Raw genomic sequence first — 15,436 nt, 5'->3', positions numbered from 1 at the left:
ATTAGCAATATTAAAACTTAACGCCCTAATACTTCCATACGCGCTAAACGGTTAACTTGGTTTAACGATCCTAAATGACCAAAAATTGGACCTAATAATCCACGCTTTTTAAGCTCTAAAAAGTCTTCGTCCGAAAGTTGATTTAGCTTCTGCTCATCAATCAAATACAGACCGTTAATGTTACGTTTCTCACCTGCAACATCAACTGTAAGTGTTTGGCTAACAAGCAGTTCTTTTTCAGCTAAGAATCCTAAAATACCACGGGTAGCCTGATCTTCTTCAAAGTGCGTAATTAGCGCTTTTTTGCGAGACTCTAAAAATGGAGTTTCTTGCTCACCTTCAAATAATGCTTGTCCTTCGGTTTTACTTAAATCTTTTGCTGCTTCACGGATACCTATCCAGACTTTATCTTTAACGTCAGGGTTTAATATTAAACCTAATGGATAGTCACGAACCACTGCGGGGATATATAAGCCTAACCACTTACCATCTTTTACACTTAAGTTTTCACCAGGCTTTAAACCTAACATAGCAACAGATTGAAACTCACCAGTATCACTGTTCTTAACAAATACGATTGGATACTCAGTTGCCGCTCTGGCAATCTCGTGTAATGTAACAGGTACAATATGCTGGTCTGCAACGTGAGAAAAATCACTAGGAATGATTTTTAGATCACCGTGCTTAGTATGATCGATCAGGGTAATTTGGTTAGACATCTTGGCTCCTTGAGGCGCTTCTCATTAAATATGGCTGTGGTAATAACAACTTTTGAGGCTTGTTATAATGTGTTTAAAATAAATTAGTACTTGAAACTACCAAGATACTCAGATTTTTCAAGCGGGAACTGAGCTTATCGAGATAACAATGTGTTAACCGCTTAAATATCCATCAAAAAATATATTTTTAGATTTTTTGTAAACCATACTGGTGAATTTTTTGCAGTAACTCTCTATGTGCAGGTAAATGTCCACTCAGTTGTTTACCTCTTAATGCTATCTGCGCCGCATGTTGTTGAGCTACTTGCGCTGATTTAGGTGTTAATTGAGGCGCTTTGGTTTTGTACTTCATCCCGTACAATACATAGAGGTAATTCTCGACATTAAAGACTTCAAACTTTGAAAATAAATCTTCACTCAATGGACTATATTGTTGCCATAAAGCGAGCTTTTGTTGCAGCCCTTCAGGGATAGTTTTAGCGTCTTTATTATCCATCCAAAAGTCTGAATCCGTTCTATCGGATAAACAATAATGCATTTTAGCAAACTCAACTACCCTCTCCCAAGCATATGTCATGGTGTGATTAAAGCGCACTGATAAGCTTTCGCACTGACTGCTATCGGTAGGGAAACGGCTAGCTAAATACCCAGCAGCAAAATCGGTTAGCATAATCGAAGTTGCTTCAATTGGTTCTAAAAAGCCTTGAGCTAACCCTAGTCCGACACAGTTTTTAGCCCAAAATTGTTTTCGATAACCCACTTGCATTGGAATAGTGCGATAAGAATATTGATCTAAGTGGCCGTTAAGATAACGATTTAACTTTTGCTTTGCTTGCTCATCATCAAGATGCGAATTGGAATACACTAAACCAATGCCCCGGCGATTTGTTAAAGCAATATCCCAAATCCAACCGGCTTGATGCGCTGTCGCTTTGGTATAGGGTGGAATAATGGCTTCAGACTCAGTAGGCACTTGCACAACAACCGCTTTGTTAATGAACAACTGTTGTGACTTATCGACAAATGGCACTTTTAACGCTTTAGCTAACAACACAGACTCAAAACCGCTGCAATCTATATAAAAATCGAATTTTTGTTCACCACACGTATCTAATATTAAGCCATCAATACTGCCATCTTGACTTAAACGAGTGTCCTGTACATTAGCTACAAGATGCTTAACAGCAAATTTTTGCTTTGCGTTGTCAGCGAGTAACAGCGCAAACTTAGCCGCATTAAGATGATATGCATATCCTTGTACCGCCTGATACTCAGGGGTAGTGATCAATTTAGGTGCTAAATTAGCTTCACAAACAGCATGCTGACTTGACACAAAATCAGCATAAGCCTTAGTTGAGCCTTGAAGCCAAAAATCAGATAAGTCATCACCCATTGGGCTTGGTGGATCAAAAAGATGATGGTAGAAATTATTATTTCCATGACTTTTTTTGTCTAGCCAATTTTGAAATTTGATCGACTGCTTAAATGTTACATCACAGCGCTTAATAAATTCAGTTTCACTAATGCCAAAGCTTTGTAATGTTTTACGTATGGTAGGAACGGTTCCCTCACCTACGCCAATGGTTGGAATATCTGGCGACTCAATTAAGGTAATTGATACATTCATATGAAGTAACGCCTTACCAAGATGATTTGCCGCTAACCAGCCAGCTGTGCCACCACCAATAATCGCAATTGATTGAATATTCATAAGACCTCTGGAAATATAACAAAAAGCCCAGCAGAAGCTGGGCTTTAAAGTTTTATAATCAACTATATCATTTGATTAAAAACGGAACGCTACACCCACTTTATAACGTGCTTCACCTTCAAAGCTCCAAACTGGATAGTCAGCTTTGAACTCAGGGATCACTTCAGCATCTAATGGCGCAACACCCGTTTGGATACTGTCTTCTTCAGTTAAGTTAACTGCTTCAAAAGTCACATCCATCCACTCTGTCACACTGTAAGTTGTACTTAAATCAAGTGTGCCATAGTCTTGATGTTGACGGTTACCATAGAAACCTGGTAGTTCGCGCATCATGTACTCGCTGCGCCAGTTATAAGCTAGACGGGCAGAGAATGCATCCATTTCATAATAACCAACTAAGTTAACAGTGTGCTTAGAAGAGTCAGAGAACACACCCACTTGATCAGGATAGTTTTCAGCAGGAGAACCTGCATCTGCATAAGTATAGTTAACAGAATAACCTAAACCGTTGTCATAAGAGTCTTGTAGTTGTAATTCAAGACCTTCAATACGGCCACCTGTAGCATTGTATTTCTCGCTTACCGTCCAGCAGTCATAAACGCCAACACCACATGAGCTTTCGCCTTGGGCAATTAAATCATTGTCATTAATACCAATTTGTTGATTCAACTTCTGACGAGTAGAAATAAACGAATTAACATCTTTGATAAAGTAAGTTGCAGCAGCTAAGCCAGAATCACTGAAATACCACTCTAAGCTTAAATCAGCTTGAGAAGCTTTAAACGGGTCTAATGATACTGCACCACGGTTAAGCTTTTCATTACCAGGAGTACCATCATTTAAGCCAGGTAAAGTCGAGGTAGCAAATAATTCAGCATAGTTAGGACGAGAAATAACTTGTGATGCTGAGGTACGTAGGATTAAGTCTGGTGCTAAGTCAAATGCCACGTTAATGCTTGGTAGCACGTCGCTGTAGCTTGATGAATCGGTCGACAATGCATCAGCAAACTGACCCGTGCTGCTCAAATCATAATAATCTGACTCAACATCGGTAGAAATATAGCGTAAACCAAAGTTACCACGGATACCTTCTGACTCGAAGTTAGCCATTGCATACAAAGAAAGGTTCTTCTCGTTCAGAGTACCATAACCAGATTTATCACGTGTAAAGCCATCAATTGCCGCTTTAGCATCATTAATCATGTTATCAAAGTTTGGTCTAGGCAAAGTAAAGCCTGCACCTGAACTCATAGTACCATCGTAGTAGTATGATGCATCACGCATTGCAATATCACCAACAATTGCAGCATCAGTTTCTTGGGTTACATCATGATCAGCATAGCGTAAACCGGTTTTAATCGATGAAATCGCACCTAAATCAGTTGGTACAGTGATATCAAACTGTGCATAGGTCTCTTCATCTGTGTTAGGTTGTTTCTTTAACGCCCAACCCGCACTAGATAACTGGCCATTATAATCACTTGCAGCAAAATCTTTCTTAGCAATATCGATATTAATAATATCGCCAGTTGCATCATAGTGACCTGCGAAATCGCCTGGTTGACCAATAGAGCCACCATAGTTAGACGTTAAGCTAGTACCACCATCAGCCGAAGTATTACCTACGCGACCTTCAAGTTTGAAGTTATCGTTGTTGTAAGTGAAATCGAAATCAATAGTATCTGAATTCATTTCAGCTTCACGAGCCCAAGCTTGGTTCCAAGCAAAACCACCAACACCTGAATGAGTGATGTCTGTACATACACCAGCAGCATTTGTTTGGTTACAGGTGCTTTCACCCTGTTGAGTTGGGAATAAGAAAATTGAGGTGTTAGCATTGTTTGCTTGTAAGCTTAAACCTGTGTAAGTTAAACCAAACTCTAATGCATCGCTTGCTCTATATTGAGCTGCAACGTTCAATGCTGTACGTTCACGGTCTTGTTGGAATGTTGAAGGAACAATTTCCCCCAACCTAAAAGTGTTTCAATACCGTTACGTTGATACTGTGTATTAGCACCGGCACCAGAGATTAAGAAACCAAAGTTTTCATCTTCATTTTTCCAGCTATATAAGCCAGATAATTCAGGGTCAGTCTCTTCTGAAATAGTACCGTAATCGCCTTTAGCACTGATAAATGCAGTATTTGCATCTAAGTCTAACGGCTTACGTGTTTTAACGATAACTGTACCGCCGATACCACCTTCTGGTAAATCAGCTTGTGAAGACTTATACACTTCAATACCACTCACCATTTGTGGTGGTAATAAAGAATAGTTAAAGCTACGGTCAATCGCTTGTTGATCAAACCAGCCTGTTGAAGCAACTGAGTGACCATTTAGTAGTGTGCTAGTCAATTGACTTGATGCACCACGGATTGAAACCTGTTGGCCTTGACCAAACTGGCGGTTTACCGCAACGCCAGGGATCCGGCCTAATGATTCACCAACGTCACCATCAGGGAATTTACCGATATCTTCTGCAGTCACAGCGTCAACCACAGAGTTTGAAAATCGCTTCTCATTAACAGAAGCTTTCATCGATGCACGCATACCACGTACTTCAATTTTCTCAATGTTGTCATCAGCAACAGCTTCGTCTGCAGCATAAGCGCCAACAGATACAACACTGCCAAGTAGGATTGCGATGTTAGTCGCTAGTACATTTTTTTTAAAGGTAGATGGTCGCATCTTTTTTTCCCCTTCCATAACTTTATTATCGTTTTAGAGTTCATAACCATTCCGACGGAATGACAACGCTGTCATGTCTAGGGCAAACATTACACAAAAATTAACAGTCACGCCACAACAAAATAACTATTCAAGCTATTTTTTTACTGTGTTTTTGTCTGATAAATAGATCGAGAGTTAAATAATCTTATATAAAACATGAGAGTAAAGAATGTAAATATAATGTAAAATCACATTCTGTTACCTTTTAAAATAGAACAGATCCTACCTGTTATAAATTGGTGATTGCCTATTTATTTAAAAACTCGCACTATTGGCAGATAAATAACCCTTTTAACTGATCAATTACGGGGGATCAGTTAATTGGATTTCGCCTGAAGAAGAGTTAATTTTCACATGAAAGTAACCATTAATGACGTGGCTAAATATGCAGGCGTCTCAATAAAAACAGTATCAAGGGTCACTAACAAGGAACCTTCGGTAAAGCAAACGACTATAGATAAAGTCAACCAAGCTATTAATGCGTTAAATTATCAACCTAATGTTGCGGCTAGAAATTTAGCCAGCACAAGTTCATATGTGATTTGCTTCATTTATGACAACCCAAATGCTTATTATGTTATTGATATGCAAAACGGCATTTTATCTGCTTGCAAAGATAGGGGCTTCGAACTGCTCATCCATCCTTGTAATGCAAAATCGCCAACAATTTGTGAAGAACTCACCACTATGGTCAAACATTCTCGACTAGCTGGGTTAGTGTTAACTCCGCCTATGTCAGAAGACCCTAATATCTTGGCTGCACTAGATAAAATTAATGCCAATTACGTCAGAATTATCGCAGGTGAGCAGATAAATGATGATAAAGGCTTAACCGTTTTAGTTAACGACAAACACGGCGCCGTTGAAATAACGCAACATTTGATAAACCTTGGGCATCAGCATATTGGTTTTTTAAGTGGTGATCATCAACATGCATCAACCAAAGAGCGATTACATGGCTTCAAACAAGCCATAGAAAGTAATGATTTAACCGTCAACGAAGACTGGGTATTAGACGGAAGATACTCTTTTGAATCGGGTGTTGAAGGGGCAAATAAATTAATTGCGATGAAAAATAGACCCTCTGCAATTGTTGCCTGTAATGATGAAATAGCGGCTGGTGCACTTTTTGCTGCACGACTAGCGGGGTTGGATATACCAAAAGATTTATCCATTGTAGGCTTCGAAGATAGCCCTTTCTCGCGTCAAACCTGGCCAAAACTGACGACTGTTCATCAACCCAATATTGAGATAGCACAAATTGCGACTCAATTATTAATTGATAAACGAAAAGATCAAGGCAAAGAAAGCTTTAAGGTGTTCACCCCTACACCAGTAATACGAGATTCGGCATCATCTCCCTTATAAGCGCCTGTTAAGTCTTTTTATGCGATAAAAAATGCCTTATTAATAAGGCATTTTTTTATATTCACTAGTTAAAGACTAATGTAATTTAAGCTTAGGTCTTTTCCAACGCAATAATCTTTGCGCTAAGCGGTATACAAATGCCGAGAACCAGCCATATAAACTAATAAGGTGGCGCTGATAAAGTGATATATACATAAGACGCGCTAAATGTCCTTCGACAAAAAACGTCCCCGTGCGTAAGTTACCCATTAAATTACCCACAGCAGAAAAACGACTCAGTGATACTAAAGAACCATAATCTTTATAAACAAACACTTTTGGTGGCTGTTGTTTCATTTGTGCACTGATATTTTTAAAAAGTGTTTCAGCCATTTGTGCAGCGGCTTGAGCTCTTGGTGGCACAAGCTTACCAGTATCCAGTATTAGCTGAGCGCAATCACCTAAGGCATAGATATTGTCTACGCCCTTCACTTTCATATAATGATCAACTTCAATTTGGTTTCGAGCGGTAATCGGTAATGCGCTGAAGTTTTCTAACACTTTAGGCCCTTTTACACCCGCTGCCCAAACTTTTATATTGGCATTTATTGTTTCACCTGCTGCAGTGATAAAGCCTGCCTTAGTGACTTCTTTTACTTGAACCGCTAAGTGCAGCTTAATGCCAAGTTTGGCTAACACAGCTTGAGCACGAAAACTGACTTGTTCCGGCAACTGTGGCAACACTTTATCGGCGGCCTCAATTAGATGGATCTCTAAATGCTGCTTTGAAATATTGGTATAACCATATTGGGTAACCGACTCTATAACATGATGCAGTTCAGCGGCTAATTCAACACCTGTAGCACCCGCTCCGACAATACCTATGCTTAGGTGAGTTTGTGTCTCGTTAAGTTGTAATAGCGCATCTAAGAGCTTGTCATGAAAACGATTAGCACTTTCTAAACTGTCTAAGAAAATACAATTTTTCTCTGCACCTAAAGTATTAAAACTGTTAGAGACACCTCCTAGTGCGAGTACTAAATAATCATATTCAATTTTGCGCTGTGGAATAATGACTTCATTGTCATCATTGAGTACCGGCGCTAAATAAATACATTTTTGATCGGGAGCGCAATTTTCAATACTGCCTCTAATATATTGATAACCATTCTTTAAACCATGATCACGATACTGAAGACCTTCGATTGATTGGTCTATCACCCCTACTGCGACTTCATGCAGTTTTGGCTTCCAAATATGAATAGTATTTTTATCAATTAAACAGACTTCAAGTTGCTTACTACGACCAAATTTACGACCTAATCGAGAGGCTAATGCTAAGCCAGCAGCTCCACCACCCACGATTACAATTTTTTGAGTCATTACATAACCCTATTAAATAAAAACCATAAAATGCATAACTATATAGTGACTAACAGAAAGCTCAGATAATAAAAAAGGCCATAATGGCCTTAGCTTATACAGCTTCTTCGTTTTCTTCACCGGTACGAATTCGGATAACTCGCTCTACATCGGTGACAAATATTTTACCATCACCAATTTTTCCTGTCCTGGCCGTATCAACGATCACATCGATAGCTTGCTCAAGTAATTCATCTTGTATTACCAATTCAATTTTTACTTTGGGTAAAAAATCTACCATATACTCGGCGCCACGATACAATTCAGTATGCCCTTTTTGACGGCCAAAACCTTTGACTTCAGACACTGTCATACCGGTAATGCCAATTTCAGCGAGTGATTCGCGCACATCATCTAATTTAAATGGCTTAATAATGGCTTCTACTTTTTTCATTTAATCACTCCTAAAAGGGCTGTATAGGTTAACTTAATTACCTAAGATGATGTAACTTTTAAAGTTTATATCAATTTTCTATCACTACTGAATATCTTACTCGAAAGTTAGGTAAGTTTCTGCTGCATTTTAAACTTATTTTTAAATTGATTTATTCTAAGCAAAAAATCAATTACTGACTATAATTTAACCAAGTGTCGCAGGGAGCGGCATATTGATAAATCAAGGATGAGTCTATTATGATGTTATATCAGCGCAATTTGGGTTTTAATCTTATTGAATTAATGACCACAATAATGATCACCAGCTTACTGTCTGTTATCGCCTTTCCCTCGTTTAAATCATTACAACAACAAATCAGAGTCGACAGTAATATCAGGACAATTCAGCAATCGATGCAATTTGCTCGAAACATGGCGATCAGTTATGGCGTAAGAATAACGGTATGCCCGCTCGAGCAAGGAAAATGTGGTAATGATTGGCACACAGGCTTCTCAATATTTGCTGACTCAGGTAAACCGAATGAGTTGGATGGCCAAGATAAAATCATTCAAGAAGTCAGCCAGTTTCATCAAGAAGATATAATACAATATAATCGCAAGGCAATACGGTATCAGCCCGACGGCTTGGCATCAGGTACAAATGGCACACTTACATATTGCCCAGAAACGTTTGACAGCCCTTACTCTAAAGCAATTATTATCAATCAAGCAGGCAGAGTGAGATTTTCCACTAAGAAAAATATTGCCTGCAAACCCTAACACTCAAATAATATTGACCTGAATAAAATAAATCGCTGAATTTCATTGGTCTCTTGGTTATACTGAATACATATGACCAAGGATAATAAAATGAAACATAAATCTAATGGCTTCACACTGGTTGAGTTAATGGTGACTGTGGTCGTCGCAGGTATCTTGATGACTGTAGCTGTGCCCTCATTAGTATCATTATATGAAGGACAGCGTGCTAGAGGCGTTATCAGTAATATTGAATCAACCATATTATTTGCCCGCAGCCAAGCCGTAAGTTACGGTAGCAGGGTATCAATATGCCCATTTAATGGAACAAGTTGCGGCGCTGACTGGACTGAAGGATTTAGTGTTTTTATCGATAATGGGGCATTGGGGTCACTGGAAAACAATAATGGTATACAGGATACTGTATTACGTACCGTCGATGCCGTAGACAGCAATGACTTTATTAAATCAACTTTATCACGCTATACATTCAATGCTGATGGGTTAATGAACCAGGCTCAAACAGGCAGTATCATTTATTGTCCGGGTGATAAGAGTAATCCTGATTCTAAAGGAATAACAATTGGCGTGTCCGGGCGAGTTTCAGCAATCACAGCTAGTGTAAACTGCAATTAAAAAAAGGTAGCCGATGGCTACCTTTTTTACACAATAAAATAAATTTCTCAGTTGATGAGTTATTGAGTAATTTCTTCATCCATTTTATTGGCTATTTTGGACTTAAATTTTTGTTCAAGTTTTACACATTCGTCAATATGCCTCACAACACCGCGTTTACCTGTCATAGTGCTAACATCCTGAGTCAATAGCGCAGCCTGTTCTTTTATCAAATCACTTTCAAGCCAACTAAAATTAGCTATATCTACACCGTTTTGAGTTTCAATAAAACATTTATAGGTGAGCGGTAATTCATCACTATGAGCCGTGATACTGAATCCTAAACCAACGATAAGTAAAGGTAATAACTTCATTTCCAACACTCCTTAGGCAATTTGTTCCCTGCTGCATTTAAGGTAATTGAAGCGCAAGCCGAATCGCGAGTCGCTTGAGTTCCCTTTGCTGTTGCGGTTAATGTAAAATCACTATTATTTACCACTACAGCATCGATGGAATAAAATTTATTCTCGACTATCCAGGGATCCGCACCTAAACCTAGCTTATTCATATCATCGGTATACTTTTTATTATCTAAATAGTACTGCTCTTGTCTATTTGCAGCATTCATTAACCCAGCGACACCATCAGCTCGCGCGCCCTTAGCGACAAATTGAGTGTAACTTGGGTAAGCAATAGATGCCAAAATGCCAATCACAACAACGGTAATCATAAGCTCTATCAGGGTAAAACCATTTTTTAGTTTCATTTAGTTTACTCGTCAATATGATAATAAATTTTGTTTACACCAGGCCCTGCACCAATACATTTTTCATCACCTGCTTTACAGCCATCAGGATCGGGATTTAGAGGATCTTTTACTTTCTCCATTTTATCTCCCGCGTTACCAATACCGATAAGGTACATGTAACTGTCATCTGCGCCATTGGGTGGAATAACCAGTTGCGGTGTATCAGGAACACGAGCGCCCATCTCCATAAACTCTTGCGTATATGAGCGAGTACCTTTATGTAAATCAAAGCCATATAAGCGACCTTTACCTGATACTAAACATTGATTCGCAGATGTCGCATCCCCGGGTACATATGAAGTAAAGAACACACGCCCTTGAATAATCGTCGAGGCAGACAAACTCTTTTCACCAATAGCGCCGAAGTTATAATACCAGCCACGCATCTTACCAAAGGCAACATTTTCATCTTCTGTTACGGGAGGGGCTGATGACACATTGTAAAGGTTCGATAGCTCTAAAGCCGCCGGAACCACATTACCTGCTGTCCCAGTGAAAGACTTACTGACGACATTTCTGTCCTGTAGGACAAAAAACTTATCCGAACGTGACTTATCTAGCGGGTGTGGCCGATGGCCAGTACCTATTGTGACTGCATCATAGGGGACATTTTGATAGGTTCGCGTGGTCGTAGTGCCAGTAGGTGTTGTTACACTGACTTCTGAGATGTTAGTAAATACTGTTTGGGCGACTGCAGGTTCTGCAAAAAAACGACGATCATTACCTTGAGACGTTCCACCTAAACTGGCAAACTTAAATGCAGTCCAAGGTACTGTGGTACTATCCGGCGAAGCGCTAGGAAGATCCATTCGCCACACATTAGCACCGGTGTCGGTTGCATATATTCGGTCTGTCAATCGGTCATTGTTACTGTCCAATACTGCAACGCTGTTCGGAATACTATCAACAATACCATCAAGCTTGGTTTTATTACTACCACCCGCTATGCCAAAATGATGTACAAGCGCGCCAGTTTCGGCATTGAGTACATACACTCCACGACCATTGGTATCATCTTGGCCAACGCCAGCACCATCCTTTGTTGAAGGATTATAGCCTCCACCAATAATCAGCACTGGTAAAGCATTAGCTGGAGAAGTATTGCCTGCAGGCAAGCCAGGAATAAAAGTAACAACAGGCTCAGCCCAAGACTGGCCCATATCACTCATACCGGCTGAGTCAGGGCTGACCTTCCACATGAATGATGGTTTATCTGGGTCGGTGATATTAAGAGCATAATATGACTTACCACCACGGCGCATACCGGTAAATAGCCAAGCCTTTTCAATTGCACCGGAAGCATTGCGTTTAACATAGGCCACTGAAGGACTATCCATCCCGTATACAGAATGCACGCCTGTGGGAATATTGGCGCGAAGCTCTCTTAGATTAGGTAATAGCTCTTGTGGCATAAATGCCCAGGACTCTTCTACCGTATTACCCTTATCTTTAAACATATGAATAAAACCCTGGTTTGTGCCTAATATCACGCGAACATCAGGAGAACCAGCGGTACCATAGTTTATTGCTAAAGGTTTTGAATGAAGCGGGTCACCCATAATATCAACACGGGTATCTGAGGTAGATTTGTCTTTATCCTCATCATCAACGTCAATGCCCTGGGTCCATTTAAACAATTTATCTAACTCAGATTTATCTACTCCCATAAAGCGCGCGAGTTCATCTTCATTGCCAATGCCAGCGCCATTTATTGCATTAGCTTTAGTGAATGCTTTTAATGAGCCTCCGGAACCAAAGTTGCTGTACAAGGTTCTCGTTGCAGTATTTTGCAGCATAAGTGAAGCACCACCGATAGCAACATTATTACCATCGCCACCACCACTTGTCGCATCGCAGACGGCTTTTGAAGTCCAATATGAACACGCTGAGGATTTTAGATTACCATCATCACCAATGGCATTATTTCCTGATTGGTCTACAACATCACCACTACCAGTGACTTTGAACTTTTTCAAGTTGCCTAGCCAGCGTGGTCCCTTGTTAGGTAAAAACATTGCATAATAAACGGAATCGAGGGTTTGGGTTCTATCAAAATTATTGCTAGCAATAGAAGGTGAGGTAAAACTCGAGTTAACCTCTAAGATATTTGAGAAAATTTGCTGTAATGCTTCCTGCAATTTTTGTGCATCTTTAGCTGAATAATATGCGCCACCACCGCGTAATGCGGTTTCTTTTAAAATAGGTGCAGCGCTATCAGCACCAGAACTAAAACCAATAGTATATGTGCTGACAGTTTGCATACCATCAACAGCTGTATTTACATCATTTTTGTTTAACCAGCCAGCTAAAGCAGGAAGGTAGTTATCGGAAAACTTATCCGCAACTTTTACACCAGATAACCCTAGTACGAATGTGTCCGCATTATTATCGCGAGTCGGCTCTCCATCAGTAACATATATAACATAAGCGTTATCTTGGCACTGCTTTCCGACAAAAGGAGATTTGTATTTACCATTTGACTCTATGCTGATATCTCTATAGGGAATTCGACTTGGATCATCGTCACCATACATGACGCTTAATCCGCCGAAATAACGATACGCTTCATAAAGATTTTCACACAATGGCGTGTAACCATCAGCATTTAGACTTCCAATTGTAGTTAACAACTTTCCTTTAGTCAGCTCGTTAGTTGGGGAAATACCGTAAACAATACGCCCACCACTTCTACTGCCATCGGCATCATTACGGTTAAACACTGATAAACCAAAATCTACACCGGGTGTCGTAACGATGGTATCTTCAATTACGCGTTGAGCGACTTCCATTCTCGAATAGTTACTTTTGGATTTTGTGTTGTGGTACCAATTAACATACTTTTCAGTATAAAGTGTTATTGGTTGACCAATACCAAAATTAGTTAGTTTCGCTTTAGCAATAGCCGCATCAATCTCTGCGGTGGTAGAGGAGTTATTAGCTGCAGTATAACTTAAGGGGGCTGAACTGGTGCCTAAACCATCAACTGGAAAACCCCAAAAATTAGTATTGTTATTATAATAATTTCGTTCTGCGATATCCTCATAACAGTCAACTTGGGTTATGCCTGAGCCATCTGTTAATGGTATTTCTGACCAGGTCCCGTTTTCTCCTACGTACTTATGTTCACGTATATACCCAGTAAACATACCATAGTCTTCAAGGTACTGCTCCCCAACATCACAACCGTTGACACCATGCAAAAAGAATTGCTTACTCGAAGCGGTCGGGATATTACTGCTGTTACGCGTAAAGAAGAGTTTAGTGTCTTTTTTTAGATTGCCATTTTCAACGTTTTCTTGTTTGCGGACATACGGTTTATCGGTATAAAAATTAGTCCCCATACTACCCGATGTGTCAAATATAATGAGCACCTGAGGTCTTGAACCTGACCTTGCTGTAGATTCAAAAACATAAAGTTCAGTGTCATCTGCGAAACTATTAGCAGATAAGCAAAGTACCGCAAATAACGATGTAAACGATATAAGCTTTATCATAATTAGCTCCTAAGGTAACATTTCTTGTTCAAAACCTAAAATAACAGTAACTTGCCCTAAATTACTGCGACCAAAACTTGCTCTACTTGATACTTCAAAGCGTCGGCATATTAGTGATTTTCCCGAATTAGCCTTCATACTGCGTTGGCAGTCAACATCTCCTACTGACATAGGAGTAATCGTATTCGTCACGCCTAATACGGCATCATTCATTACAGTCACGACACTCATAGCACCCATTACAGCGCCTTCATTATCAGCTATGACCTTTACCTGCGCACCTTGAGCAGACATCATGGCCTCTATTCGCTCAGATCCCGCACCAGCCATACGCAATGACTGGGTAGAATTTACTGCAAGCGCGACACCTATAACTGTCATTATGACTAAAATGATCAAAGAGAAGAATAAAACGACTCCCTGCTGCTTTTTTATTGAATTTTGCATTGCTGTTACCTAAATGTATTTGCAAACTTGTTTAATGATTAATTCCTAATTAAAACAGGATTTTCTAATACAATAGTCGTGGAGACAACTTTTCGACGAAAGTTATCATTAAGTGGGCCAACGGTTTTATCACCCAAAGTATATGTCACGTTGTTAGTATAACTTCTGTCTTCTTGGGTACTACGCACTAACAGGTAAACCCGAAGAGACACTAAACGTTGGAAAAATGCATTATCCCACATAAGTGATGTTACATTTTGTACAGGCATATAACTGTCTGCAGTATCATCACCATTATTGTCAAAACCATACAAAATACGCATATTTTCGATGCCTTCAACTAATTGCTCATCGTTATTCATCCCATTACCAATTGAAAGTGTACGACGTTTTAATATTGGAATATCGCCGTCATTCTCAATATAGTAAACATGATGTTGATATTCCCAAATACGGCTGTTCATTAGGGTAGGTGGAACAGCATTACCATTAAAAATTTCAATCTGAGTAGATGTAGATGCTGCATAATAACGAGTAGGATTAATATTGGCAGGCAAAACGGACGGACCAACAAGACGCTTCATCTGTAGAACATCAGTCTTCGCATTTGGGGTAATGCAGGCCAACACTTCACCACTTACCCCGGCTTCATAACCCCACAACCGCCTAAAGTGAGAAAGCTGGTTATTAGGGAAGCTTGCATTATTTACACCGGCGCCAACACAATCATTAGGCACTGCTGAAGCTGATACAATAGTATTGGTGCCAACAATAAAGTCGGTGCCGGTAATATCACCTGTAAAACCTAGTTGACTAATATCTCTTTCCATAATAGCTAATGCGATACGGCCATTTTCTTGTAATTGGTTAAACTGGCTCGTGGTGGTCACATTACTTGATGACATGCTAAACATGCTAAAAAGACCTGCGGTTAAAAACAAGCTGATCAGCATGGCGACCATTAATTCAACAAGCGACAGTCCCGCTTGTAATGTTATTTTTTTTAGCAT

General features: G+C 39.7%; 12 protein-coding genes and 1 pseudogene. 3 read left to right on the top strand and 10 right to left on the bottom strand.

What is annotated here, in order from left to right; genetic code table 11:
• Positions 1–17: 17 nt before the first annotated feature.
• The 3 genes and pseudogenes from ACRWQM_RS04625 to ACRWQM_RS04615 form a co-directional block, all read right to left on the bottom strand.
• Positions 18–719, bottom strand: coding sequence for a SapC family protein (locus ACRWQM_RS04625; protein WP_434931402.1), 702 nt, complete (start codon positions 717–719; stop codon positions 18–20).
• Between the two features lie 187 nt (positions 720–906).
• Positions 907–2,430, bottom strand: a complete 1,524-nt coding sequence (locus ACRWQM_RS04620; RefSeq protein WP_434931401.1) for a tryptophan halogenase family protein — start codon at positions 2,428–2,430, stop codon at positions 907–909.
• A gap of 75 nt (positions 2,431–2,505) precedes the next feature.
• Positions 2,506–5,117: pseudogene (locus ACRWQM_RS04615) on the bottom strand (TonB-dependent receptor).
• A 396-nt stretch (positions 5,118–5,513) separates the two neighbouring features.
• Here ACRWQM_RS04615 and ACRWQM_RS04610 point away from each other — a divergent pair.
• Positions 5,514–6,527, top strand: coding sequence for a LacI family DNA-binding transcriptional regulator (locus ACRWQM_RS04610; protein ID WP_434931400.1), 1,014 nt, complete (start codon positions 5,514–5,516; stop codon positions 6,525–6,527).
• 75 nt (positions 6,528–6,602) lie between these two features.
• Here ACRWQM_RS04610 and ACRWQM_RS04605 read toward each other — a convergent pair whose 3' ends face one another.
• The gene (locus ACRWQM_RS04605) at positions 6,603–7,889 is read right to left on the bottom strand and encodes an NAD(P)/FAD-dependent oxidoreductase (RefSeq protein ID WP_434931399.1); all 1,287 of its coding nucleotides are present in this window, start codon (positions 7,887–7,889) and stop codon (positions 6,603–6,605) included.
• 94 nt (positions 7,890–7,983) lie between these two features.
• Positions 7,984–8,322, bottom strand: a complete 339-nt coding sequence (gene glnB / locus ACRWQM_RS04600; protein ID WP_226414035.1) for a nitrogen regulatory protein P-II — start codon at positions 8,320–8,322, stop codon at positions 7,984–7,986.
• 239 nt (positions 8,323–8,561) lie between these two features.
• Between glnB and ACRWQM_RS04595 the strand changes: the two genes are divergently transcribed.
• Positions 8,562–9,083 (top strand): GspH/FimT family pseudopilin, encoded by a 522-nt coding sequence (locus ACRWQM_RS04595; protein WP_434931398.1) that lies wholly within the window; start codon positions 8,562–8,564, stop codon positions 9,081–9,083.
• Positions 9,084–9,173: 90 nt separating this feature from the next.
• Complete coding sequence (locus ACRWQM_RS04590; protein ID WP_434926845.1) at positions 9,174–9,698, top strand: GspH/FimT family pseudopilin; 525 nt, start codon at positions 9,174–9,176, stop codon at positions 9,696–9,698.
• Between the two features lie 59 nt (positions 9,699–9,757).
• Here ACRWQM_RS04590 and ACRWQM_RS04585 read toward each other — a convergent pair whose 3' ends face one another.
• Genes ACRWQM_RS04585 through ACRWQM_RS04565 form a run of 5 tightly spaced genes read right to left on the bottom strand, consistent with a single transcriptional unit; the run spans position 9,758 to position 15,436 of the window.
• A complete protein-coding gene (locus tag ACRWQM_RS04585) occupies positions 9,758–10,051 on the bottom strand; it encodes a TapY2 family type IVa secretion system protein (RefSeq protein WP_434931397.1) in 294 nt (97 codons plus the stop codon).
• Positions 10,048–10,443: a type IV pilin protein gene (locus tag ACRWQM_RS04580; RefSeq protein WP_226414027.1), complete on the bottom strand. Its 396-nt coding sequence runs from the start codon at positions 10,441–10,443 to the stop codon at positions 10,048–10,050. The genes ACRWQM_RS04585 and ACRWQM_RS04580 overlap by 4 nt, the downstream gene beginning before the upstream one ends.
• A gap of 5 nt (positions 10,444–10,448) precedes the next feature.
• Positions 10,449–13,982 carry a pilus assembly protein gene (locus ACRWQM_RS04575; protein ID WP_434931979.1) on the bottom strand — a complete coding sequence of 1,178 codons (3,534 nt, stop codon included), beginning with the start codon at positions 13,980–13,982 and terminating at the stop codon, positions 10,449–10,451.
• Between the two features lie 6 nt (positions 13,983–13,988).
• Positions 13,989–14,414 carry a pilus assembly PilX family protein gene (locus ACRWQM_RS04570; RefSeq protein WP_434929100.1) on the bottom strand — a complete coding sequence of 142 codons (426 nt, stop codon included), beginning with the start codon at positions 14,412–14,414 and terminating at the stop codon, positions 13,989–13,991.
• A gap of 50 nt (positions 14,415–14,464) precedes the next feature.
• Positions 14,465–15,436: a PilW family protein gene (locus ACRWQM_RS04565; protein WP_434926848.1), complete on the bottom strand. Its 972-nt coding sequence runs from the start codon at positions 15,434–15,436 to the stop codon at positions 14,465–14,467.

The organism is Shewanella sp. HL-SH5 (assembly GCF_051163755.1).
Classification (GTDB): Bacteria; Pseudomonadota; Gammaproteobacteria; order Enterobacterales; family Shewanellaceae; genus Shewanella; species Shewanella glacialimarina.
Note: the sequence above shows the minus strand (reverse complement) of the source record. Positions and strands in the feature narration are given on the sequence as shown.

Excerpts from the sequence above, each read along its gene's own strand:
- glnB (WP_226414035.1), bottom strand. The coding sequence starts at position 8,322 with ATGAAAAAAGTAGAAGCCATTATTAAGCCATTTAAATTAGATGATGTG.
- ACRWQM_RS04565 (WP_434926848.1), bottom strand. The coding sequence starts at position 15,436 with ATGCTAAAAAAAATAACATTACAAGCGGGACTGTCGCTTGTTGAATTA.
- ACRWQM_RS04625 (WP_434931402.1), bottom strand. The coding sequence starts at position 719 with ATGTCTAACCAAATTACCCTGATCGATCATACTAAGCACGGTGATCTA.
- ACRWQM_RS04580 (WP_226414027.1), bottom strand. The coding sequence starts at position 10,443 with ATGAAACTAAAAAATGGTTTTACCCTGATAGAGCTTATGATTACCGTT.
- ACRWQM_RS04595 (WP_434931398.1), top strand. The coding sequence starts at position 8,562 with ATGATGTTATATCAGCGCAATTTGGGTTTTAATCTTATTGAATTAATG.
- ACRWQM_RS04620 (WP_434931401.1), bottom strand. The coding sequence starts at position 2,430 with ATGAATATTCAATCAATTGCGATTATTGGTGGTGGCACAGCTGGCTGG.
- ACRWQM_RS04590 (WP_434926845.1), top strand. The coding sequence starts at position 9,174 with ATGAAACATAAATCTAATGGCTTCACACTGGTTGAGTTAATGGTGACT.
- ACRWQM_RS04610 (WP_434931400.1), top strand. The coding sequence starts at position 5,514 with ATGAAAGTAACCATTAATGACGTGGCTAAATATGCAGGCGTCTCAATA.
- ACRWQM_RS04605 (WP_434931399.1), bottom strand. The coding sequence starts at position 7,889 with ATGACTCAAAAAATTGTAATCGTGGGTGGTGGAGCTGCTGGCTTAGCA.
- ACRWQM_RS04585 (WP_434931397.1), bottom strand. The coding sequence starts at position 10,051 with ATGAAGTTATTACCTTTACTTATCGTTGGTTTAGGATTCAGTATCACG.